Origin of the sequence: Nocardia cyriacigeorgica NBRC 100375 (genome assembly GCF_000308555.1) — a bacterium.
Classification (GTDB): domain Bacteria; phylum Actinomycetota; class Actinomycetes; order Mycobacteriales; family Mycobacteriaceae; genus Nocardia; species Nocardia cyriacigeorgica.
In genome coordinates this window covers 1-20,355 of sequence record NZ_BAFY01000166.1, presented here as the reverse complement: position 1 = coordinate 20,355, position 20,355 = coordinate 1, and the positions used below count along the sequence as shown (strand labels likewise).

Sequence of the window (20,355 nt, the reverse complement as noted above, 5' to 3'; positions counted from 1 at the left end):
CCCGGCCGTTACGGCCCGGTGCGCGAGGATCGCGCGCTGTCCAGTGGCGGGTCCCCCCGCGTCTGGTCGCCGGGTGAATCCGAACGCGGCGGCTGCGAGGCCCATGTGGGTTCGATCCTTGCCGATGCTCCGGTGGTCTCCGGCGCCGGTTCGGACGGTTCACCGCGCACCTGCTCGGCCAGCCACGCCTTCACCTGCTCGACCCTGGTGGCCCGGGCCGGCCAGAACTCCTGCACGGTCGCGTTGAACTCCGCGCCGACGATGACGGCGAAGGCGAGGAAGAACGTGAACAACAGGAACGCGATGGGCGTCGCCAGCGCGCCGTAGCTGACGCCGGTGCGGGTGACCCATCCCAGATAACGGCGCAGCCCCTCGCTGGCCGCCATGAAGAACACACCGGCCACCAGTGCACCGCCGAAGAGCCGATGCCAGGGCAGCGTGGTGTGCAGGGCCAGCTTGTACAGCGTGGTCAATCCCACGATCAACAGCAGGCCGACGCCCGGATAGTAGAACCCGTCGATCAACCGCAGCCCCGGCTCGCGCCAGCCCTCGGGTAGGGCCCGCCCGATCAAGACCGGCCCCAAGGCGATCAGCGGCAGGATGAACACCGCCGCCACCAGGAACTGTACGTACAGCAGGAGCGCGAAGATCCGCTGCCAGACCGGATGCCTGGCATCCTGCTGGTCGTGCGCCTCCACGATCGCGTCGACGAAGGTGGCCATGGCCGAGGAACCGGCCCACAGCGACAGCACGAAACCCACCGAGACGAACGCCGCGCGACCTTGGCCGAGTACATCGCGGACCGTCGGTTCGATGAGGTCGTGCACCACCGTCGGGTTGAACAGGTCGCGGCTGAAGGTGAGGATCTTGGACTCGACGATCTCGACGGTATCGGGGCCGAACCACCCACCGACATAGCCGAGGCTGCCGAGAACGCCGAGCAACAACGGCGCCAGCGACATGGTCTGCCAGAATGCCGCCGCCGCCGACTTGGCGAAGATCGAGTCCTGCCAGGCCTTGACCGCCACCCTGACCACCAACCGCCAGGTCTGCCGTCCCGCCCGCGCCGTCCCGGCACCCGCACGGCGCGCGAGGGCGGCCGCGCTCGCGCGAGTGCCTGACAGGTTGCTCATGGTGTGACAAGCATCGCGCACCCGCGCCGCATCGGCCGGACGGGGCGGGCATCGTGTCGGCGGGCAGCAGGTGAACCGCTGGTTACCCGGACGGGTGTTGTGACGCCGGTCGCGCCCGTCGCGTCGGTTTGGCGACTCGCGGCCTCCGACCGTTAGTGTTGGCTTCCGTGACAGGTTCGGGTGGCGCCACTGCGGCGGGAGGAGCGCTACGCGCCTGGCAGAGGCGTGCGCTCACCAAATACCTTGCGACGAAACCACGTGACTTCCTCGCGGTCGCCACGCCGGGCGCGGGTAAGACCACTTTCGCCCTGCGGGTCGCCGCGGAGTTGCTGGCCGACCGCACCGTCGACCAGATCACCGTGGTCGCACCCACCGAGCACCTCAAGCATCAGTGGGCCCAGTCGGCGGCGCGGGCCGGGATCGCGCTGGACTCCCGGTTCTCCAACAGCACCGGTGGCACCTCCGGCGACTATCACGGTGTGGTGGTGACCTATGCGCAGGTCGCCTCGCATCCCTCCAGGCACCGGGTGCGCACCGAGAACCGGCGCACGCTCGTGATCCTGGACGAGATCCACCACGCCGGTGACGCCAAGAGCTGGGGCGACGCGGTCGCCGAGGCGTTCGGCGACGCGACCCGCAGGCTGGCGCTGACCGGTACGCCCTTCCGCAGCGACGACAGCCAGATCCCGTTCGTCACCTACGAACCCGACGAGGGTGGCTTCCCACGCTCACGCGCCGACCACGCCTACGGCTACGCCGAGGCACTCGCCGACGGCGTCGTGCGCCCGGTGGTCTTCCTGGCCTATTCCGGTGAGGCGCACTGGCGCGACAGCGCGGGCGAGGAGTACTCCGCCCGCCTGGGCGAACCGCTCAACGCCGAGCAGACCGCGCGGGCCTGGCGGACCGCCCTCGATCCGGCCGGTGACTGGATGTCGGCGGTGCTGCGGGCAGCCGACATGCGCCTGGGGCAGCTGCGCTCCTCCGGCATGCCCGATGCGGGCGGGCTGGTGATCGCGACCGATCAGGAGCGCGCCCGTGCCTACGCCGAGCTGCTCGAACACCTCACCGGGACACCGCCGGTGCTGGTGCTGTCCGACGATCCGACGTCCTCGGCGCGGATCGGCGAGTTCAGTGCGGGCACCCAGCCGTGGATGGTCGCGGTGCGCATGGTGTCCGAAGGCGTCGACGTGCCGCGGCTGGCGGTCGGCGTGTACGCGACCAGCGCCTCGACGCCGCTGTATTTCGCGCAGGCGATCGGGCGTTTCGTGCGTGCCCGCAGGCCCGGTGAGACCGCGAGCGTGTTCCTGCCGTCGGTGCCGGTGCTGCTGGATCTGGCCGCCCAACTGGAACTGCAGCGCGATCACGTCATCGGCAAGCCGCACCGAGAGAAGGACGGCCTCGACGACGAGCTGCTCATCGACGCCAACAAGCAGAAGGACGAGCCGGGCGAGGACGAGAAGCCCTTCGTCGCGCTGGCCGCGGACGCCGAGCTTGATCAGGTGATCTACGACGGGTCGTCCTTCGGCACCGCCACCTTCGCGGGCAGCGCCGAGGAGGCCGACTATCTCGGTATCCCCGGTCTGCTCGACGCCGAGCAGATGCGCGCGCTATTGCGTGAACGTCAGGCTCGGCAGATCGCCGACCGGGCACCGGTGGCGACGGCCGAACCCGCGCCGCAGGCCGGCGGGGCGGCCGAGCGGGTCGCCACCGCCGACCGTCTCGGCGAGTTGCGGCGCGAACTCAACAGTCTGGTGGCCATGCATCACCACCGGACCGGCAAGCCGCACGGGGTGATCCATGGGGAGCTGCGCCGTCAGTGCGGCGGTCCGCCGACCGCGCTGGCCAGTGCCGAGCAGTTGGGTGAACGGATCGCGGCGCTGCGTCGCATGTGAAGCGGCTGGTCGCATGTGAAGCGGCTGGTCGCATGTGACGGTGTCGGGCCGCAGGTGAAGGCGTTGGGCCGCATCTGAATTCGCCGGCCGGTTGGCGCGCTCAGTTCGGGGTGGCGGCTTCCGCGGTGGGCCAGGCCGCCATGGCCCGGTCGATGGAGCGCATGAGTTCGTCGTGCCCGACGCCGTCGCGCGCCTGGATCGACAGGCCGTAGAGCACCGTGGTGTAGAAGGCGGCCAGTTCGGCGGTATCGGTGCCGGGTGGCAGATCACCCTCGGTGACGCCGCGGTCGAGCCGGGCCTGGATGTCGGCGCTGGTCTGGGTGCGCTTGTCGACGAGGAACTCCCGCACCGACTCGGTGCGGGTGGTGTAGGTGGAGCCCGCGAGCACCACCATGCAGCCGTGCGGTTTGTCGGGAGCGGTGTATGCCACGGCGTTGTCGCGCAGCATCGCCTCGATCGCGGCGCGCGCGGTGGGTTCCTCGCGCAGGGCGCGGGCGGTGAGTCCGCCCTCGGTGCGGCCGTAGAGCTCGATCGCCTCGCGGAACAGCGCCTCCTTGCCGCCGAAGGCGGCGTAGAGGCTGGGGGAGTTGATGCCCATCGCCGAGGTGAGATCGGTCAAGGACGCGCCCTCGTAGCCGTGCTCCCAGAACACCTCCATGGCGCGACGAAGTGCGACGTCGCGATCGAATGCGCGCGGACGTCCTCGTTCGGCCATGGCGGATCCTTTCTGTGTCGATCGTTAAATATACCTCTTGACGGCGGGCGAGTCGCGGGCTTAGCTATTTATGTACTGATCGACACATAAATGGGGGATGCTCATGCCGGATCTGCACGCAACCGTGGCGCTGGTGACCGGAGGCAGCCGCGGGATCGGCGCGGCCATCGCGCGCGAACTGGCCGCGGGTGGTGCGGACGTCGCCCTGACCTATCAGCACGCCGAACAGCAGGCCAAGACCGTGGTGGCCGATATCGAGGCACTCGGCCGCCGGGCCATCGCGGTCCAGGCCGACAGCGCCGACGCCGCCGCGGTGGTGGCCGCGGTACACCGGACCGCGGCCGAGTTGGGCGGGCTCGACATCCTGGTCAACAACGCGGGCATCTTCCCCAGCAAGCCGTATCAGGAATTCACCCTCGAGGAGATCGACCGGGCGTTGAACGTGCACGCGCGCGCCGCGTTCGTCGCCGGGCAGGCGGCGCTCGAGCACATGGGCGAGGGCGGCCGCATCATCAGCATCGGTTCCAACCTGTCCGAGCGTGCGCTGTTCGGCGGCCTGAGCCTGTACAACCTGAGCAAGTCCGCCCTCAACGGCTACACCAGAGCCCTTGCCCGCGAACTGGGTCCGCGCGGCATCACCGTCAACCTGGTGCAGCCCGGCCCCACCGACACCGACATGAACCCCGCCGACGGTGAGCACGCGCCCGACCAGCTCACCCACAACCCGCTCGGCCGATTCGGTGGCGCCGAGGACATCGCCGCCACTGTCGCCTTCCTGGCAGGCCCGTCCGGCCGCAGCATCTCCGGCTCGTTCCTCACCGTCGACGGCGGCACCAACGCCTGATCACTCGGCGAATACGTCCCGGCGGACGGCCGGCCGTGCGGCGGAAGGTGGCGGCGTAGGCGCTGGTGATCGGATCGGCCCGCTCGGCCCGCAACTCAGCTCGGCACCTCGAACCACCCGACCGGATCGAGGGTGTTGATCGGGATCCAGCGGGCCGGTTCCGCGGCAGTCTCCGCGCCCGCCGGGGCGTCGGCGGCGGTGAAGTAGCCCTGGATTTCCAGGGCCAGCCGTGGGGTTTCGTCGATGCGGCGGGCCATGTCGTAGAGCACGGCCAGCAGGTGCACACAGCGGTCGGTGCGGGCCGAGCAGGAACAGTCGACCGCGAACAGCGTCGGGGCCGCGGTGATGCCGGCGTCGACGACGCCCTTGTGCATCTCGTCGGTGAGCGTCACCGGGTCGGGGCCGATGATCGCGGCGATCGCGTCGATGGTTGGCCGCGGCATCGGCGCCACCTCGAGGTGCGTCACCGACGCCTGCCCGCCCCGGTGGATGTGGGCGCTGACGATCCGGCCGGTGACGGTGGCCTGTACGCCGTGGTTGCGGGCGATGCTGCGCGCTCGCGGCAGCAGCGGATCTGGCCGGGTCTGGCGCAGCGGTTCGGCCAGGCGCACCCAGTCCATGCCCCAGCGGGTGTATCCGAATTCGTTGTCGCCCATCAGTTCTCCCGTTTGCGGCGCAGGATCTCGATCAGCTGATCGTCGTCGAGGCGGGCCAGTTCGGCGATGCCCGCCGCGTCACCGAGATCGGTCAGCGCCGACTTGCGTCGTTGCATCGCGGCGATGTGTTCCTCGACGGTGGTGCCCGAGGTGAGCGTGGTGACGGTGACGGTGCGGGTCTGGCCGATCCGGTGCGCCCGGTCCGAGGCCTGCGCCTCGACCGCTGGATTCCACCAGCGATCGAAATGGATGACGTCGGCCGCGCGGGTGAGCGTGAGTCCCGTCCCTGCCGCGCGCAGGCTCAGGATGAGTACCGGCGGCCCGTCCTCGGCCTGGAAACCGCTGACGATCCGGGCGCGTTCGGCCTGGTTCAGCCCGCCGTGGAAGAACGGCGCGGCCACCCCGAACTGCTCGGCGAAATGCCTGACCAGCAGCTCGCCGGTCTTGCGGTACTGGGTGAACACCAGGGTCGGTGCCCCGAGCTCGAGGTTGTTGGCCACGATATCGGTGCACAGATCGAATTTGCCGGAGCGCCCGGCCAGTTCGTCGAGTTCACCGGTGATCAGGCCGGGATGGTTGCAGACCTGCTTGAGACCGGTCAGCGCGGCCAGGACTCGGCTCTGGCGCTGGGCGCCGTGGCCGAACCCGTCGTCGATGGCGCGGTCGAGCAGCTGATCGTAGAGCCGTTCCTGTTCGGTTGTGAGATCGCAGAGCAGGTCGGTGTGGATCTTGGCGGGCAGGGATGCGGCGACCTGATCCTTGCGGCGGGCCAGCACCACCGGCTCGATCGCCGCACGCAGCCGCGCCGCGGCCGTCGCCGAACCTTCTTGGATGGGCCGGGCGAAGCGTCGCCGGAACTGGGTGCGATGCCCGAAAAGCCGTGGCGCGACCAGATTCAGCAGCGCCCACAGCTCTTCGAGGTGGTTCTCCACCGGGGTGCCGGTCAAGGCCACGGTCGCGGCGGCGTCGAGCGAGCGGGCGGCCTTGGATACCTGGGTACGCGGATTCTTCAGGGCCTGTGCCTCGTCGAACACGGCAGTGGCCCAGTGGGTCTCGCGCAGACCGGCGCCGTGCAGGCGCAAGGTCGGATAGCCGGTGACGACGATCGTGCCGGCCTCGGCATCGAATTCTCCGTCACGCCAGGCGATCGGATGCAGCCCGGGCGCGAACCGCTGTATCTCGTGCACCCAGTTGCCCACCAGCGAGGTCGGGCACACCACCAGCTGTGGTCCGTCGGATGCGCGGCCGAGTAGGAAACCGATCGTCTGCACGGTCTTACCGAGCCCCATCTCGTCGGCGAGCACCGCGCCGCCGTGCTCGGCGACCGCCGCGCGCAACCAGCTGACTCCGCGTGCTTGGTAGGGGCGCAGGTCGGCCTTCAGCGTGTCCCGTAGTTCGCCGGCGACCGCGCGGGTGGCGGCGAAGGCGCTGCGCGCGTAATGGGCAGAGAGGATCGCGGTGCCGGTGGCGTCCGGCACGGCGTGTGCCGCCGGCGGGAGCGGTATCTCGTCGGCCGGGTCGTCGGCGAGCGCGTCGCGCCAGGCCCGGACCGATGCGTCCGGTTCGGGGAGTTCGGCCGCGGCGAACTCCCCGGGTTCGAGCAGCGTGCAGTCGACGTCGGCGACTTCGACGGTCGCGCTGCCCGCCGCGGCCTGCGCCGCGGTGCCGGTCGGGACGGCGAGGGCTTGCACGGCCGGTACGCCGAATTCACCCGGCGGACGTCCCGGGCCGTGCCCGGTCCATGTCCAGATGGCGAACATGTTGCGGTCGGGCAGATAGGTGGCCTGTGTGCTGGGCAGAGCGGACCCCTCAAATCATCGTATGGTGTACGGAGTAATCTGGTAACGCACACCGTAGCGGAATTGTTCCGCCGTTGGCACAAGGAGTTCGATGGCCGATCGTCCGTCTCCGGAGCCCGCAGGCCAGGCAGGACAGCTGCTGGCCCTGCTGTGGCGTCACGAGCTTCCGCCGCGCCCCGGTGGCCGCGGACCCAAACAGGCCGTCAGCGTCGACGAGGTGGTCCGTACGGCCATCACATTGGCCGACCGTGACGGGCTGGCGAAACTGTCGGTGCGTGCGGTGGCCGCCGAACTGGGACTGCGCCCGATGAGCCTCTACACCTACGTGCCGAGCATGCGGGCGCTGACCGTGCTGATGGTCGACGCCGTCGCGGTCGGCGATCAACCGCTGCCCACCGACGCCCCGCCACGCGAGCGCTTGGCCGCGGTAGCGCGGCAGGTGCGCGCCGAGGTGATCGCGCATCCATGGCTACTGGAGGTCTCACCCTGGCGGGTGGTGCTCGGACCCGGGCGGATGCGCCGCTACGAACGTCAGCTCGCGGCGGTGGACGGCATCGGGCTGACCGATGTGGAGATGGACCGGGTGGTGGCAGTGCTGACCGAGTTCGCCACCGGCAATGCCCGCATGGCCGTCGCCGCGGCGCGCGAGGCGGCCGAGATGAGCGATGCGCGGTGGTGGGAGGTGCACGGACCGCTGCTGGCCCAGGTGATGCCCGCCGACGAATTCCCGCTCGCCTCGCGGGTCGGTGCCGCGGTAGGGGAGCTGTATCAGGCGCCCGCCGATCCGGACGGCGCCTTCGAATTCGGACTGGACGCGTTGCTGGACGGCATCCTCCCCGCACGCTGATGGTTCGGCGGGCGTAGAGGCAGCGGCTGTTGTCGGTGGTGGGTCGCAGCGGTGGCCGGCACTACGGCGGCGATCGGCTGACCGCGTGGTTATCGCGGTACGGGGGAGCCCGGCTGATCGCAGCGGAGCGGGCGAAAGGCCCCGGCTCGCTGCCGGTGGCGGCGGGCACGAGGCGGCGTTCGATCGCGGTAGCGGCAGCCATCGGCACTGCTGGAGCCGGCCCGGGACGGCCCCTGAACACAGCACAGCGGGCGACCGTCTGGTCGCCCGCTGTGGTTTACGCGGTATCCGGTTGTTCGATGCTGTTGTGTCGGACGCGAGGAGCGGTCAGAGGGCGGGAGCCGATTCCGTGTCGATCACGGCGTCGAGCTCACGCAGCCTGTCCATGTGTTCATTCGCGTGGTGCTGGCAGAAGAGCAACTCGCCACCTGCGGGCAGAACGGCACGCACTCGGGCAGCCGCCCCGCAGCGGTCGCAACGATCGACCGCGGTCAGTGGGGTGCTTGTCAGGGTTCCTGGCATGACTCCTCCGTCCTGGCTCCCGGCACACAGACCGTTCACCTGGTGTGGGGCCCGTGGTCACTCCGCGGGCTCGCTACCGCTACTTCCCAGCAGTGGTATGACTACTCTGTCAGACGTTCGGGACGGGGGCTTTGTTCCCGCAAGCGAATCAATGTGTTTTCCCTAACACGACCAGTGCTTTTCGCTGTGCGCGAACGACGCTTGTCGTGGATGGGAAGCCACTCGAATCACCGACTCGAACAGGCCGATCCAGTTGTCTACCGGGAGATTACCCGTGACCTATGACACTCACACTCTGGTTCACCTGTGTACTGCCACAGAATGGCGGGCCGCCGAGACCGCGGGTGAACGTCGGCCGCCGTCGCTCGACCGCGAGGGCTTCGTGCACCTGTCGACACCGCAGCAGGTGCATCTGCCCGCCAACCGCCTCTTCGCCGGGCGGCACGACCTGGTACTGCTGCGGTTGGATCCGGCCCGGCTGGGATCGCCGGTGCGCTGGGAGCAGGGCGTGCCCTCCGACGATCCGGAGATGCTGTTCCCGCACCTGTACGGGCCACTGCCCGCCGCCGCGGTCATCGCGGTCGAGGATTACCGGCCCGGCGCGGACGGAACGTTCGCTCGGCTCGACCGCTGAGCACCTAACCCTCGCGCAGTTCCCGCGCCAGGATCGCCGCCTGTACCCGCGAGCGAACGCCCAGCTTCGTCAGCACTCGTGAGACGTGCGTTTTGACCGTCGTTTCGCCGATGAACAACCGCGCCGCGATCTGCGCGTTGGACAGCCCGTCGCCGAGGCATTCGAGCACCTCGAGCTCGCGTTCGGTCAGATCTGCCAGCCCGTCGGGTTCGCGGTGGGTCTGCGCGCTGGGCGCGGCGGCGAAAGCGTCGATCACCTTCCGGGTCACCTCTGGGGCGAGCACACCGTCCCCGGCGGCGACCGCACGCACCGAGGCCACCAAATCCTGGCCGGACACCGATTTGAGCACGAACCCGGAGGCGCCGGCGCGCAGCGTGCGGAAGACGTATTCGTCCAGGTCGAAGGTGGTCAGGATGAGCACCTTCGCGACCCCGTCGGCGGTGATCCTGGCGGTGGCCGCGATGCCGTCGACGCCGGGCATGCGCACGTCCATGAGCACCACATCCGGTCGCAGCGCCCGAGCCTGGGCGACTGCCACATCACCGTCGGCGGCCTCGCCGACCACCTCGATGCCCTCGGCGGCATCGAGGATCATGCGTAACCCGGCGCGGATCGCGCTGTGGTCGTCGGCGATCAGCACCCGGATCGTCATCGGCGCTCACCTCCGGGCACCGGTTGCGCCGACACCGGCAGCTCGGCGCGCACGGTCCACCCCTGGGCCGACGCGCCTGCGATGAGCTCTCCGCCCAGCGCCGCCGCGCGTTCGCGCATGTTGGTCAGGCCGCGGTGGGGCAGGCCGGCCGGATCGACCGGGCTCGTCGAGTGGGGAAGCGGATTGCGGATGGCGACGGTGAGCGTCGTCGCGCCGGCGCTGATGTGGATGTCGACCTCCTGGCCGGGAGCGTGCTTCATGGCGTTGGTCAGAGCTTCCTGAACGATCCGGTAGGCGGCCTGATCGACCGCGCTCGGCAGGGCATGGTCCACACCGCCGTTGACCCGGACCGTGCTTCCCGCGGCGCGCGCGGCATCGACGAGCAGTGCCAGCTGACCCAGCCCGCGCGGGGCGGCCAGATCCTCGGCGCCGTCGTCGCGGCGCAGCAGGCCGATCATCGTGCGCATCTCCTGGAGCGCGCTGACGCTGTTGGTCCGGATGGATTCGACCACTCCGGCCAGCGCCGGGTCGCCGCCGTCGCGCCGCGCCAGCAGCCCGAGCGCGGCCTCGGATTGGATCGCGATGGCCGACAGATGCCCGGCGATCACATCGTGCAGGTCGCGCGCCATCGTCTTGCGTTCATCGGCGATCGCCGCCCGGCGGTCGAGTTCGGCCACCAGCGACAACGCCTGGGCCTTGGCCCGTTCGGCTTGGGCGGTCTCCTTGTGTGCGCGCACCGTCAGCGCCCACCAGATCGACGTACCGAGGAAGGCCGACGAGGCCAGCAGGGTGATCACGATGGCGCGCCACTCACCGGTGACGGCCAGCGCGACCACCGACCCGGCGGCGGTGGCCGTGATGGCGGCGCCGACCACGACGCGCGCCTGGCGCCGGGTCCCGTACAGCACGCCCGCGTAGACGAGATCGGAGTAGACGAGCCAGATCGGAATCGTGGGCCCGAGCGCGAAGTCGATCAGCAGCGGCACCAGGCCGGCCACCAATGCCCACATCGGCTTGCGCCTGCGCCACATGCTCGTCGCGCACAGCGCCGCGAGCAACGTCATCCGCACCGTCAGCGGGGTCTGCGAGCTGTGTTCGGTCATGGCGTAGAGGCCGAAGCCGTACAGCGCGGCGCCGAGGGTGAACACGAACGCGACGATCAGCGCCTCCTGCACCGTCGCCGACAACGCCGTCCACCACTTCACCCACTCATCTCAGCACAGCGCTCGGGTCGCACGGGTCCGCCGAAGTGATGAGTCGCCGGGTGCCGGCAACCGACCCGCCCGCCCTGGTGACAGCGCGGGCGGACGGCGTCGCGAGCGCGGCATCGCGGTCGCTCGTGGCGCGCTCGGCGGATCGTTCGGCGACGGTTAGCCTGGACTTGTGAATGTCGATGTCACTGCGTTACCCGGGATCGGGGTGCGAAAAGACTTCGAGGTGAAGTCCGGGCGCCGGATCGGCGTCGTCGCCCACCGCGACGGCGATATCGATCTGATCGTGTCCAAGCTCGAGGACCCGGACGCCTGTGCCGCGCAGGTCGCGTTGACCACCGACGAGGCTGCCGTGCTGGCCAATCTGCTCGGTGCGCCGCAGCTGGTGTCCCGGCTCAACGACGACCATCGCGACATGCCCGGCATCACCACCCGTCAGTTGCCGATCTCCGACGAGTCGCCCTACAGCGGCCGCACGCTCGGTGAAACGCAGATGCGCACCCGCACCAAGGTGTCCATCGTCGCGGTGATGCGGGCCGGGCAGCTGCACCCCTCACCGGGGCCGGATTTCACCTTCACCGTTGGTGACCTGCTCGTCGTCGTCGGGACGCCCGACGGTCTCGACGCCGCGGCGAAGATTCTCACGCACGGCTGATCCGGTGTCCACGACCGCGCTCGCCCTCATCGAGCTGGGCGCGGTGTTGTTCGCACTCGGGGTCTTCGCCCGGGTTGCGGGCCGGTTCGGCCTCTCACCGATCCCGCTGTATCTGCTCGGCGGCCTCGCCTTCGGTCAAGGGGGATTGATTCACCTCGGCGCCGCCAACGAGTTCGGCCATATCGCCGGGGAGATCGGTGTGGTCCTGCTGCTGTTGCTGCTCGGTCTCGAATACACCGCCGCCGAGCTGATGACGGGAATGCGCCGCTCCTGGCCGGTCGGTCTGCTCGACATCGTCGCCAACGCGACCCCCGGAGCGGTGGTGGCGCTGCTGCTGGGCTGGGGCCCGGTGGGCGCGCTGACCCTCGGCGGAGTCACCTACATCTCCTCCTCCGGCATCGCCGCGAAGGTACTCAACGACCTGGGGCGGCTGGGTAACCGGGAGACGCCGGTGGTGCTGTCGATCCTGGTCTTCGAGGACCTGACGATGGCGGTCTACCTGCCGGTGCTCACCACGGTGCTGGCCGGGCTGAGTTTCGTCAGCGGGCTGGAATCGCTGGCCGTCGCGTTGATCGCGATCACGGTGGTGCTGGTGGTGACGCTGCGCTACGGACGCTACGTCTCGGCGGTGGTGGACAGCACCGACCGCGAGGTGTTCCTGCTGAAGCTGCTGGGCGCGGCCCTACTGGTGGCCGGCGTGGCGTCGGCGCTGAACGTCTCGACCGCGGTGGGTGCCTTCCTGCTCGGCATCGCGATCTCGGGGTCGACGGCGCGGGAGGCGGTGCGCCTGCTGGAACCGCTGCGCGATCTGTTCGCCGCGATCTTCTTCGTGGCCTTCGGGCTCAATACCGATCCGACCGCCATCCCGCCGGTGCTGGGCTGGGCGGTGGCGCTGGCGGTGATCACCACCATCACCAAGATCGCCACCGGCTGGTGGGGCGCACGCAGGCAGGGCATCCGGCGGATGGGCCGGGCCAGGGCCGGGGCGGCGCTGGTGGCGCGTGGCGAGTTCTCCATCGTCATCGCGGGACTCGCGGTCACCACCGGTGCCATCGACGGCAAGCTCGCCGCGCTGGCCTCGGCCTACGTCTTGATCATGGCGGTGGCCGGGCCCATTGCCGCGCGGGTGGTGGAGCCGGTGCTGGAACGGGTCTCGACCGCGCGATGATCGCGCCGCTACCGGCCCGCCGCGCCACTTCGATGGTGACCGGGACAGACGCGGGTGCACATTACGAGGCCGCGCCGGCGGGTTGCCGGTGGCCTGCGTGGGACAACCGGTGGACCGTCGCGTGACTCGGATGCAGGATCAGCTGAGCGCCGTGGCGACATTCGGGCGTACTGCTCGCCAGCTTCCCATCCTTCGGTCGAACCGGATTCCTGTTTAAAAGGAAATTATTACTGTAAATTCCCTACCTGCGGATCCTTGTTCATCTATGGCTCGGCTCATGCGCACGCATGGCCCGAGCTCAGGCCAGCTAGGGAGCTCGTGTGCCCACAATCGATCACTTCAGCTATGGGTGGCTCACACCCGTCGTCGCCTACCTCATGTCGTTCACCGGGTCATTGCTGGGACTACGCTGCATGGCCAGGGCGCGCTCGACCTCGCCGCGCGACGGCTGGATGGTCGCGGCCGCGGTCGCTATCGGCGGCACCGGCATCTGGGTCATGCACTTCATCGCGATGCTCGGCTTCACCATCGACGGCGCTTCGATCCGCTACAACGTGCCGCTCACCCTGATCAGCGCGCTCATCGCCATGGCGGTGGTATGGATCGGGCTCGGTGTCGCGCAGCGCCGCACCTGGGGGCCGGTCGCGCTGTTGGCCGGAGGCGCCATCACCGGCGCCGGTGTCGGCACCATGCACTACTGCGGGATGTACGCGATGAAATCCGACGCCGCGCTCGACTACAACGGCTGGATCGTGCTGATCTCCATCGTGATCGCCGTCATCGCCGCGACGGCCGCGCTGTGGTTCACCCTGCACGTGCGCGGCACACTCGCGACCGTCGGCGCGGCGGCTGTCATGGGTGTGGCCGTCTCCGGCATGCACTACACCGGCATGTTCGCCATGCGCGTGCAGCACGTCGCGCACGCCCACCAACCCTCCGGTGCGGGCGCGGCGCAACTGCTGACCCCGCTGACGGTCGGGGTCAGCATGGTGACGGTCGTGCTGCTGCTGCACCTGGCCATGACCGAAGCCGGCGAATCGGAGGCCCGCACCACTCGCGCCCGCCGGCCTGCCCAGTACTGGCCCACCCGGGACTGAGACCCACCGAACGACTACGGCCCGCGCGCCGCCCTGAGAGGGGCAGCACGCGGGCCGTAGTCGGAATACCTAGTCCAGGTAGTCGCGCAGGACCTGGGAGCGGCTGGGGTGGCGCAGCTTGCTCATGGTCTTGGACTCGATCTGGCGGATGCGCTCACGGGTGACGCCGTACACCTGACCGATCTCGTCCAGCGTGCGCGGCTGACCGTCGGTCAGGCCGAAACGCAGCCGGACCACACCCGCCTCGCGTTCGGACAGCGTCTCCAGCACCGACTGCAGCTGATCCTGCAGCAGGGTGAAGCTCACCGCGTCGACCGCGACGACGGCCTCGGAGTCTTCGATGAAGTCGCCGAGCTGGCTGTCGCCTTCGTCGCCGATGGTCTGATCCAGCGAGATGGGCTCACGTGCGTACTGCTGGATTTCCAGCACCTTCTCCGGCGTGATGTCCATTTCCTTGGCCAGCTCCTCCGGAGTGGGCTCGCGGCCCAGATCCTGGAGCAGCTCGCGCTGGATGCGGCCGAGCTTGTTGATGACCTCGACCATGTGCACCGGGATACGGATGGTCCGGGCCTGGTCGGCCATGGCGCGGGTGATGGCCTGCCGGATCCACCAGGTGGCGTACGTGGAGAACTTGTAGCCCTTGGTGTAGTCGAACTTCTCGACCGCGCGGATCAGGCCGAGGTTGCCCTCCTGGATCAGGTCGAGGAACGCCATGCCGCGGCCGGTGTAGCGCTTGGCCAGCGAGACCACCAGGCGCAGGTTCGCCTCGAGTAGGTGGTTCTTGGCCCGGTTGCCGTCGCGGATGATCCAGTTGAAGTCGCGGCGCACCGCCACCGGCAGCTTCTCGCCCTGCTCGGCGAACTCGCGCATCTTCTCCGCCGCGTACAGGCCGGCCTCGATGCGCTTGGCGAGCTCGACCTCCTCCTCGGCGTTGAGCAGGGCGACCTTGCCGATCTGCTTGAGGTAGGCACGCACCGAGTCGGCGGAGGCGGTGAGCTCGGCATCCTTACGGGCCTGGCGCAGCGCCTCGGATTCCTCCTCGTCCCAGACGAAGTCGCCGGAGGCCTTGTCCGCGGCGGTGGGCTCCTCGGCCGCTTCCTCGGCTTCTTCGGCGACCTCTTCGACCAGGTCTTCGCCCTCGTCGGTCAGGTCGTCCTCGGAGACCTCGAGATCGCCGAGATCCTCCACATCCAGCGACTCGTCGTCGAGGTGGTCCTCGGCGTCCTTGCCCTTGGGTGCGGCTTTCTTGGCAGCGGCCTTATTGGCCGGCGCCTTCTTCGCGGCGGCCTTCTTGGCGGGAGCCTTCTTGGCGGCGGCCTTCTTCGCCGGAGCCTTCTTGGCGGCAGCCTTGCGAACCGGCCGTGCTTCGGTTACATCGGCGGAGTCGGCGTCGGCCGATTCGGCGGTCTGACGGGTATTCGTGGCTACCACGTACGCCCTTTCGTGACGGTCTCGTGCGGCGTCACGCCAGAGTAGATATCCGGCGGAGCGGTCTGTCGGGTTGCACCGGCCAGCGCCGGTCGGGTTTCACCGGCTCACCGCCGGGCAGTTCCATTGTAACGATCGGACCCGCGAGGTCTCGCCTGCGATGCCCGCAACCACTAAGGTGCGATTCCCGCATCGATGGCCATGGCCGCTCCGACGATGCCCGCGGTGTTCTTCAGGTTCGCCGGGATCACCGGAGTCCGGTTGGTCAGCAAGGGGATCCACTGCGCGGCATCGCGGCTGATCCCACCACCGGCGACGAACACTTTCGGCCAGAACAGGTTCTCCAGGCCGATCAGCACGGTACTCACCTGGACCGCCCATTGCTGGTACGACAGGCCGTCGCGGTCCTTGATCGATGCGGCCGCGCGATGCTCGGCCTCCATCCCGCCGATCTCGACGTGCCCGAGTTCGCTGTTGGGCACCAGGGTGCCGTTGTAGAGCACCGCCGAGCCGATGCCGGTGCCGAAGGTCAGCAACAGCACCAGGCCATCGAAATCCTTTGCCGCGCCGTAGCGGTCCTCGGCCATGCCCGCGGCGTCGGCATCATTGAGCACGGTCACCTCGCGTCCCCCCAGCGAGGCGCTGAACAGCGTCCTGGCGTCGGTGCCGATCCAGGCCGGATCCACATTGGCGGCCGAGCGTGCCACCCCATCGAGCACCACACACGGCAAGGTGATCCCCACCGGACCGTCCCAGCCGGCCTGGGCGACCAGATCGGCGACCGTCTCGGCCACCGCGTGCGGGGTCGCGGGCTGCGGGGTCGCGATCTTGATGCGCTGATGCACGAGTTCGCCGGTGGCCAGATCCACCGCGGCCCCCTTCACGCCGCTGCCACCGATATCGATCCCGAATGCGTGCCCCCGAGCAGACATGACAGTTCCTCGTTCCCTGTGCCGGCCAGTACGGAATACGCGCCGCCGCACCGGGGCTTCGCGACCGCCAGCCGGGGCGCGAACGGTGTGCCCGACGACGGCGCTGTGTCGTGCACGACAAGAGTAGTGGGCCGTCGCGGCTGCGCGGTCCGCAGGATCTGTGGTGCGATGGAGGACGTGCCGCATTCGTCGTCCTCGCCCCAGCCCACCGTCCTGACCACCGAGAACTCCCCGATAGCCGCACCCGATGCCGCCGAGTTGCGCCGCCTGGCGGTCGAGCTGGCCGAGGCCGCCGCCGCGCATGTACGAACCCGCAGACCCGAGGTGTTCGGGCCCGCCGGTGAGGCGGACGGCGCCGTGCGATCCAAGAGCACGCCCACCGATCCGGTGACCGTGGTCGATACCGAGACCGAACAGCTCATCCGAACCATGCTGGCGCGGCTGCGCCCGGCCGATCACATCCTCGGTGAGGAGGGCGGCGGCGATCTGGCCCGCGCCGACGACGACACCGTGGTCTGGGTCGTCGATCCGATCGACGGCACCGTCAACTTCCTGTACGGGATACCCGCCTACGCCGTCTCGGTGGCCGCCATGCGCGGCGGGCGCTCGATTGCCGGCGCCGTGGTCGACGTCGACGCCGAGCGGACTTATCACGCCGGGCTCGGTCTCGGCGCCGAACGCGTCGACGCCGACGGCTCCGTGCACCCGCTGCGCTGCAACCCGGTCGAGGAGGTGCGCATGGCGCTGGTCGCCACCGGATTCGGCTACGGGGCGGGGCGGCGGGCGCGCCAGGCCGCGCTGGTCGCCGACGTGCTACCGCGGGTGCGTGACATCCGCCGCATCGGTGCGGCGGCGCTGGATCTGTGCATGGTGGCCGAGGGCCGGGTCGACGCCCATTACGAGCACGGCCTCAACCCCTGGGACTGGGCCGCGGGCGCGCTGATCGCCACCGAGGCCGGGGCACGGGTGGTGGCCCCGCCGGCGAACTCCACCGGCTCCGCGGGGGAGCTGTTCGTCGCGGCCGCGCCGGGAATCGCGGACGAACTGCTGGCCCTGCTCGACGAGCTCGGCGTCAGCGCGCCCATCCCGGAGCCCTGACCGCCCGACTCAGCAGCGCGCCTGCCTGGCCGCCTCGAGCAGATCGATATCGAGGGCGGGGGTCTCACCGGAGGCCGGGTTCTTCAGCGAACGCAGCACCTCTTCGGCGTCGTTGGACGGCTGGATATCGCGGAACAGCGAGCCGAGCACCAGATCGACGGTGTCGTCCTCACGCTTGTCCTCGATCAACTCCGCGCACGGCACGGCCAGCTGCACCGAGGCCGCGGCCCGCCGGCCGTTGACGCCGAAGCGGATCTGGCCCATGCATTCCAGATCGCCGTTGACGTATATCGAATCGTTGCCATAGGCCTGATTCGGGACGCTGCCGAAACCGAGGTCGCCGAGCTGGGCCGCGGCGTGGGCGGCCTGCCCGCGCTGGTTGTTGGCGTTGAGCACGCGCACCTTGGTGTCGGCCAGCGCGGCCGGTTCCACGTTCTCCAGCCGGCTCGGACCCACCCGCTGCCCGAGCGGGGGCTGCGGTTCGGCGCCCGGATCGGTGGCCGGGCTCGGCGAATTGCACGCCATCGCCGTGTAGTCGGTGTCCTCGGTCGTCAGCGCCTTGATCCACACAATCGTGCAGATGAGGGCCAATACCGCGACCAGGACGAGCCAGGGCTGCAGGCGCCGCCGGATGAAGGGTCGTCCCTTGGAATCCGTTGCGCTGCCTTCGGTGATCAGTGAAACCACCAGCACACTCTACGAAAATGTTCGGGCGAACCTTGCAGCCGCCGTGCCGTCGGTCTCGATTCGTGACAGCGATGGTGTCGATTCCCTGACGGTTTCGACTCGGCTGTGTTTTGATTGCGACTTTTCTCTGGGGGTCCGCTATTGTCTGGCGGCCCAGATCGAAACACCGGCTCGAAAATCGGTGGTTGGTCGCGGGAACAAGCAGGGCATGTTCAGCGTTGTCCGACTGCTATCCGGTGCAGAACCTCAGAATCTGCCCTGATAGGGGACCGGTACACGTGTGATGTGTGCCACCGGCGGGGCGGTGTGGACAACCGCGAGGAATGTCCGCGCCGATCCGGGATATACGGAGTAAGGACGAGGGGAAGACGACATGGCAACCGACTATGACGCACCGAGGCGCACCGAATCCGACGACGTGTCGGAGGATTCGCTGGAGGAGCTGAAGGCTCGTCGCAACGAGGCTCAGTCCGCCGTCGTGGATATCGACGAATCCGATACCGCGGAGTCGTTCGAGCTTCCCGGCGCGGACTTGTCCGAAGAAGTGCTGACGGTCCGGGTGATTCCGAAACAGGCCGACGAGTTCACCTGCTCGAGCTGTTTCCTTGTGCACCACCGCAGCCGACTGGCCAGCGACGCCGGCGGTCAGCTGATCTGCATGGACTGCGCGGCCTGAGCGCGCGCCCGATATGGCAACGGCCCCGCGAACCGGGATCTGCGATCCCCTCGCCGGGCCGCTACACCGCGCTGACGCATCGCGGTGTCAGTCCGCGCTCGGCAACCCCAGCGCGGCGAGGACCCGTTCGGGCCGGCGCGTACTGATCAACCAGTACGGCGTCGGATCGTCCGGGTCGTCCAGCACCAGCAACACCATCGACCCGATCCACGGGCGATGCTGCACATAGGCGGCGGGGTCGAGTTGCCGACCCAGCGCCGCACTCTTGGCGCTCGCGGGCACCACGGCCGCGCGGGCGATGAATTCCACCGGCAGATGGGCGCGATCCACCCGGAGTTCCGGCGCGCCGTTCGCATCGGCGGCGACCGCGACGCGGTGCCTGCTCAGCCACAACAGCACCCACACCGGCACCGGGAACAACAGCACGTAGGGCAGCCAGGCCCGCAAGCCAGGCGCACCCATGTGGATTTCGGCGGCCAGCAGACCGGCGATCGCGAAAGCCACCGGCCACCACCACAGCGGCACCCACAGGCGCTCGGTGTAAGCGGGCGAACCCGGCCGGGTCGTGCGCTGGGTATCGGCTGGTACGGGCTGGTCGGACACAACTCAAGAGTAAGCCAGCGGCTCGCCGGTCCTCCGCACAGGTACGGCCGGGAAAACGCGTAGGCTCGTGCTACGTGAGCGCACTTTCACCGATACCTCTGCTGCGGCTCGACCCCGGCATCCCCGTGCCGACGCGCGCCCATCCCGGCGACGCGGGCGTGGACCTGTGCACCACCGAGGACGTCATCCTGGAGCCGGGGGAGCGGGTGCTGGTCGGCACCGGCATCGCGGTCGCCCTTCCGGTGGGCACCGTCGGGCTGATCCATCCCCGTTCCGGGCTGGCGGCCAAGACCGGCCTGTCGGTGGTGAACACGCCAGGCACCGTCGATGCCGGCTACCGCGGCGAGATCAAGGTGTGCCTGATCAACCACGACCCACGGACCCGGATCGAATTGCGGCGCGGCGACCGGATCGCCCAGCTGCTGGTGCAGCGGGTGGAGCTGGTGGATTTCGTCGAGGTCGACCGGCTCGACGAAACCACGCGGGGTGCGGGCGGCTACGGCTCGAGCGGCGGGCACGCCAGCCTCGGTGCCGCCGGCACGGCGCCGGCCGCGACCGGCAAGGAGGAATGACGCGATGTTCGGGAAGAAGAAGTCCACCCGCCGCGACAGATCCGTCGACGACGACCACTACGACGAATCCGGCGACTACGCCGAGTTCGACGGCGATGAATACGACACCGACGAATACCCGGAGTACTCCGACGATTTCGCCGATGCGATCGCCGAGGACGACTACGACGACGACTCCGATTACCGTCGCGCCGAGCACGCCGCGCCCGATGACGACGAGCCGCCGGCCACCGGTCCCTACGACTACGAGGAAGTCGCCGAACTGCTCGAGTCGGTCGCCGATCAGCGCCTCGACCTCGGTTCGGTGATCCTGCCGGTGCCGCCGGGTGGCCAGCTCCAGGTGGAGATGACCCCCGAGGGCACCCCGCAGGCCGTGCACCTGGCCACCGAGCACGGGCGGATCACCGTCGCGGCCTACGCGGCGCCGAAATCGCCGGGCCAGTGGCGCACGGTGGCCTCGGACCTGGCCGACTCGCTACGCAAGGACGGCGCGAAGGTCGCCATCGAGACCGGACCGTGGGGCCGGGAGATCTT

Annotated in this window: 23 protein-coding genes; 12 read left to right on the top strand and 11 right to left on the bottom strand. The window is 69.3% G+C overall.

Annotated features, from left to right (window positions below; genetic code table 11):
• Nucleotides 1-8 precede the first annotated feature (8 nt).
• Nucleotides 9-1,133 carry a YihY/virulence factor BrkB family protein gene (locus RJ05_RS15780; protein ID WP_036538005.1) on the bottom strand — a complete coding sequence of 375 codons (1,125 nt, stop codon included), beginning with the start codon at nt 1,131-1,133 and terminating at the stop codon, nt 9-11.
• Between the two features lie 167 nt (nt 1,134-1,300).
• Between RJ05_RS15780 and RJ05_RS15775 the strand changes: the two genes are divergently transcribed.
• Nucleotides 1,301-3,025, top strand: coding sequence for a DEAD/DEAH box helicase (locus tag RJ05_RS15775; RefSeq protein ID WP_174343939.1), 1,725 nt, complete (start codon nt 1,301-1,303; stop codon nt 3,023-3,025).
• A gap of 100 nt (nt 3,026-3,125) precedes the next feature.
• On the opposite strand, the gene RJ05_RS15770 is transcribed toward RJ05_RS15775, so the two are convergent.
• A complete protein-coding gene (locus RJ05_RS15770; RefSeq protein WP_036538004.1) occupies nt 3,126-3,740 on the bottom strand; it encodes a TetR/AcrR family transcriptional regulator in 615 nt (204 codons plus the stop codon).
• A gap of 103 nt (nt 3,741-3,843) precedes the next feature.
• Between RJ05_RS15770 and RJ05_RS15765 the strand changes: the two genes are divergently transcribed.
• Nucleotides 3,844-4,584, top strand: a complete 741-nt coding sequence (locus RJ05_RS15765) for an SDR family NAD(P)-dependent oxidoreductase (protein WP_036538017.1) — start codon at nt 3,844-3,846, stop codon at nt 4,582-4,584.
• A 95-nt stretch (nt 4,585-4,679) separates the two neighbouring features.
• On the opposite strand, the gene RJ05_RS15760 is transcribed toward RJ05_RS15765, so the two are convergent.
• Together RJ05_RS15760 and RJ05_RS15755 are read right to left on the bottom strand one after the other, a co-directional pair.
• Nucleotides 4,680-5,240: an SWIM zinc finger-containing protein gene (locus RJ05_RS15760; protein ID WP_036538003.1), complete on the bottom strand. Its 561-nt coding sequence runs from the start codon at nt 5,238-5,240 to the stop codon at nt 4,680-4,682.
• A complete protein-coding gene (locus tag RJ05_RS15755; RefSeq protein ID WP_036538002.1) occupies nt 5,240-7,000 on the bottom strand; it encodes a DEAD/DEAH box helicase in 1,761 nt (586 codons plus the stop codon). The genes RJ05_RS15760 and RJ05_RS15755 overlap by 1 nt, the downstream gene beginning before the upstream one ends.
• A gap of 130 nt (nt 7,001-7,130) precedes the next feature.
• On the opposite strand from RJ05_RS15755, the gene RJ05_RS15750 reads away from it, so the two are divergent.
• Nucleotides 7,131-7,886: a TetR/AcrR family transcriptional regulator gene (locus tag RJ05_RS15750; protein ID WP_051016615.1), complete on the top strand. Its 756-nt coding sequence runs from the start codon at nt 7,131-7,133 to the stop codon at nt 7,884-7,886.
• Nucleotides 7,887-8,213: 327 nt separating this feature from the next.
• Here RJ05_RS15750 and RJ05_RS32360 read toward each other — a convergent pair whose 3' ends face one another.
• Nucleotides 8,214-8,408, bottom strand: a complete 195-nt coding sequence (locus tag RJ05_RS32360; protein WP_036538000.1) for a DUF7455 domain-containing protein — start codon at nt 8,406-8,408, stop codon at nt 8,214-8,216.
• A 274-nt stretch (nt 8,409-8,682) separates the two neighbouring features.
• On the opposite strand from RJ05_RS32360, the gene RJ05_RS15740 reads away from it, so the two are divergent.
• Nucleotides 8,683-9,042: a DUF952 domain-containing protein gene (locus RJ05_RS15740; RefSeq protein WP_036537999.1), complete on the top strand. Its 360-nt coding sequence runs from the start codon at nt 8,683-8,685 to the stop codon at nt 9,040-9,042.
• A 4-nt stretch (nt 9,043-9,046) separates the two neighbouring features.
• On the opposite strand, the gene RJ05_RS15735 is transcribed toward RJ05_RS15740, so the two are convergent.
• Nucleotides 9,047-9,694, bottom strand: a complete 648-nt coding sequence (locus RJ05_RS15735; RefSeq protein ID WP_036537998.1) for a response regulator — start codon at nt 9,692-9,694, stop codon at nt 9,047-9,049.
• Nucleotides 9,691-10,899: a sensor histidine kinase gene (locus tag RJ05_RS15730; RefSeq protein ID WP_036537996.1), complete on the bottom strand. Its 1,209-nt coding sequence runs from the start codon at nt 10,897-10,899 to the stop codon at nt 9,691-9,693. The genes RJ05_RS15735 and RJ05_RS15730 overlap by 4 nt, the downstream gene beginning before the upstream one ends.
• A 178-nt stretch (nt 10,900-11,077) precedes the next feature.
• On the opposite strand from RJ05_RS15730, the gene RJ05_RS15725 reads away from it, so the two are divergent.
• From RJ05_RS15725 to RJ05_RS15715, 3 genes are all read left to right on the top strand, one after another.
• Nucleotides 11,078-11,560 (top strand): cation:proton antiporter regulatory subunit, encoded by a 483-nt coding sequence (locus RJ05_RS15725; protein ID WP_036537995.1) that lies wholly within the window; start codon nt 11,078-11,080, stop codon nt 11,558-11,560.
• A 4-nt stretch (nt 11,561-11,564) separates the two neighbouring features.
• On the top strand, nt 11,565-12,728 hold the full coding sequence (locus RJ05_RS15720) for a cation:proton antiporter (RefSeq protein ID WP_036537994.1): 1,164 nt from the start codon (nt 11,565-11,567) through the stop codon (nt 12,726-12,728).
• A 320-nt stretch (nt 12,729-13,048) separates the two neighbouring features.
• Nucleotides 13,049-13,825: an MHYT domain-containing protein gene (locus tag RJ05_RS15715; RefSeq protein WP_036537993.1), complete on the top strand. Its 777-nt coding sequence runs from the start codon at nt 13,049-13,051 to the stop codon at nt 13,823-13,825.
• Nucleotides 13,826-13,894: 69 nt separating this feature from the next.
• On the opposite strand, the gene RJ05_RS15710 is transcribed toward RJ05_RS15715, so the two are convergent.
• Together RJ05_RS15710 and ppgK are read right to left on the bottom strand one after the other, a co-directional pair.
• Nucleotides 13,895-15,256: an RNA polymerase sigma factor gene (locus tag RJ05_RS15710; protein ID WP_036537992.1), complete on the bottom strand. Its 1,362-nt coding sequence runs from the start codon at nt 15,254-15,256 to the stop codon at nt 13,895-13,897.
• 170 nt (nt 15,257-15,426) lie between these two features.
• Nucleotides 15,427-16,185 carry a polyphosphate--glucose phosphotransferase gene (gene ppgK / locus RJ05_RS15705; RefSeq protein WP_036537991.1) on the bottom strand — a complete coding sequence of 253 codons (759 nt, stop codon included), beginning with the start codon at nt 16,183-16,185 and terminating at the stop codon, nt 15,427-15,429.
• Between the two features lie 168 nt (nt 16,186-16,353).
• On the opposite strand from ppgK, the gene RJ05_RS15700 reads away from it, so the two are divergent.
• Entirely contained in the window at nt 16,354-17,283 is a 930-nt protein-coding gene (locus RJ05_RS15700) for an inositol monophosphatase family protein (RefSeq protein WP_081597346.1), read from the top strand.
• A gap of 9 nt (nt 17,284-17,292) precedes the next feature.
• Here the strand turns inward: RJ05_RS15700 and cei are convergent, their stop codons facing one another.
• The gene (gene cei, locus RJ05_RS15695; RefSeq protein ID WP_036538014.1) at nt 17,293-17,970 is read right to left on the bottom strand and encodes an envelope integrity protein Cei; all 678 of its coding nucleotides are present in this window, start codon (nt 17,968-17,970) and stop codon (nt 17,293-17,295) included.
• Between cei and RJ05_RS30910 the strand changes: the two genes are divergently transcribed.
• Both RJ05_RS30910 and RJ05_RS15690 read left to right on the top strand, forming a co-directional pair.
• Nucleotides 17,954-18,232, top strand: coding sequence for a hypothetical protein (locus RJ05_RS30910; RefSeq protein WP_138445505.1), 279 nt, complete (start codon nt 17,954-17,956; stop codon nt 18,230-18,232). The genes cei and RJ05_RS30910 overlap by 17 nt on opposite strands.
• Nucleotides 18,233-18,343: 111 nt before the next feature.
• Nucleotides 18,344-18,646, top strand: a complete 303-nt coding sequence (locus RJ05_RS15690; RefSeq protein ID WP_036537990.1) for a DUF4193 domain-containing protein — start codon at nt 18,344-18,346, stop codon at nt 18,644-18,646.
• Between the two features lie 87 nt (nt 18,647-18,733).
• Here RJ05_RS15690 and RJ05_RS15685 read toward each other — a convergent pair whose 3' ends face one another.
• Nucleotides 18,734-19,249, bottom strand: a complete 516-nt coding sequence (locus RJ05_RS15685) for a DUF3093 domain-containing protein (protein WP_051016614.1) — start codon at nt 19,247-19,249, stop codon at nt 18,734-18,736.
• A 74-nt stretch (nt 19,250-19,323) separates the two neighbouring features.
• Between RJ05_RS15685 and dut the strand changes: the two genes are divergently transcribed.
• Nucleotides 19,324-19,821, top strand: coding sequence for a dUTP diphosphatase (gene dut / locus RJ05_RS15680; RefSeq protein WP_036537989.1), 498 nt, complete (start codon nt 19,324-19,326; stop codon nt 19,819-19,821).
• A 4-nt stretch (nt 19,822-19,825) separates the two neighbouring features.
• Nucleotides 19,826-20,355: DUF3710 domain-containing protein (locus tag RJ05_RS15675; RefSeq protein WP_036537987.1), on the top strand; the 530-nt coding region annotated here is incomplete at its 3' end.

Excerpts from the sequence above, each read along its gene's own strand:
- RJ05_RS15780 (WP_036538005.1), bottom strand. The coding sequence starts at position 1,133 with ATGAGCAACCTGTCAGGCACTCGCGCGAGCGCGGCCGCCCTCGCGCGC.
- RJ05_RS15770 (WP_036538004.1), bottom strand. The coding sequence starts at position 3,740 with ATGGCCGAACGAGGACGTCCGCGCGCATTCGATCGCGACGTCGCACTT.
- RJ05_RS15765 (WP_036538017.1), top strand. The coding sequence starts at position 3,844 with ATGCCGGATCTGCACGCAACCGTGGCGCTGGTGACCGGAGGCAGCCGC.
- RJ05_RS15760 (WP_036538003.1), bottom strand. The coding sequence starts at position 5,240 with ATGGGCGACAACGAATTCGGATACACCCGCTGGGGCATGGACTGGGTG.
- RJ05_RS15755 (WP_036538002.1), bottom strand. The coding sequence starts at position 7,000 with ATGTTCGCCATCTGGACATGGACCGGGCACGGCCCGGGACGTCCGCCG.
- RJ05_RS15750 (WP_051016615.1), top strand. The coding sequence starts at position 7,131 with ATGGCCGATCGTCCGTCTCCGGAGCCCGCAGGCCAGGCAGGACAGCTG.
- RJ05_RS32360 (WP_036538000.1), bottom strand. The coding sequence starts at position 8,408 with ATGCCAGGAACCCTGACAAGCACCCCACTGACCGCGGTCGATCGTTGC.
- RJ05_RS15735 (WP_036537998.1), bottom strand. The coding sequence starts at position 9,694 with ATGACGATCCGGGTGCTGATCGCCGACGACCACAGCGCGATCCGCGCC.
- ppgK (WP_036537991.1), bottom strand. The coding sequence starts at position 16,185 with ATGTCTGCTCGGGGGCACGCATTCGGGATCGATATCGGTGGCAGCGGC.
- RJ05_RS15700 (WP_081597346.1), top strand. The coding sequence starts at position 16,354 with ATGGAGGACGTGCCGCATTCGTCGTCCTCGCCCCAGCCCACCGTCCTG.
- RJ05_RS15690 (WP_036537990.1), top strand. The coding sequence starts at position 18,344 with ATGGCAACCGACTATGACGCACCGAGGCGCACCGAATCCGACGACGTG.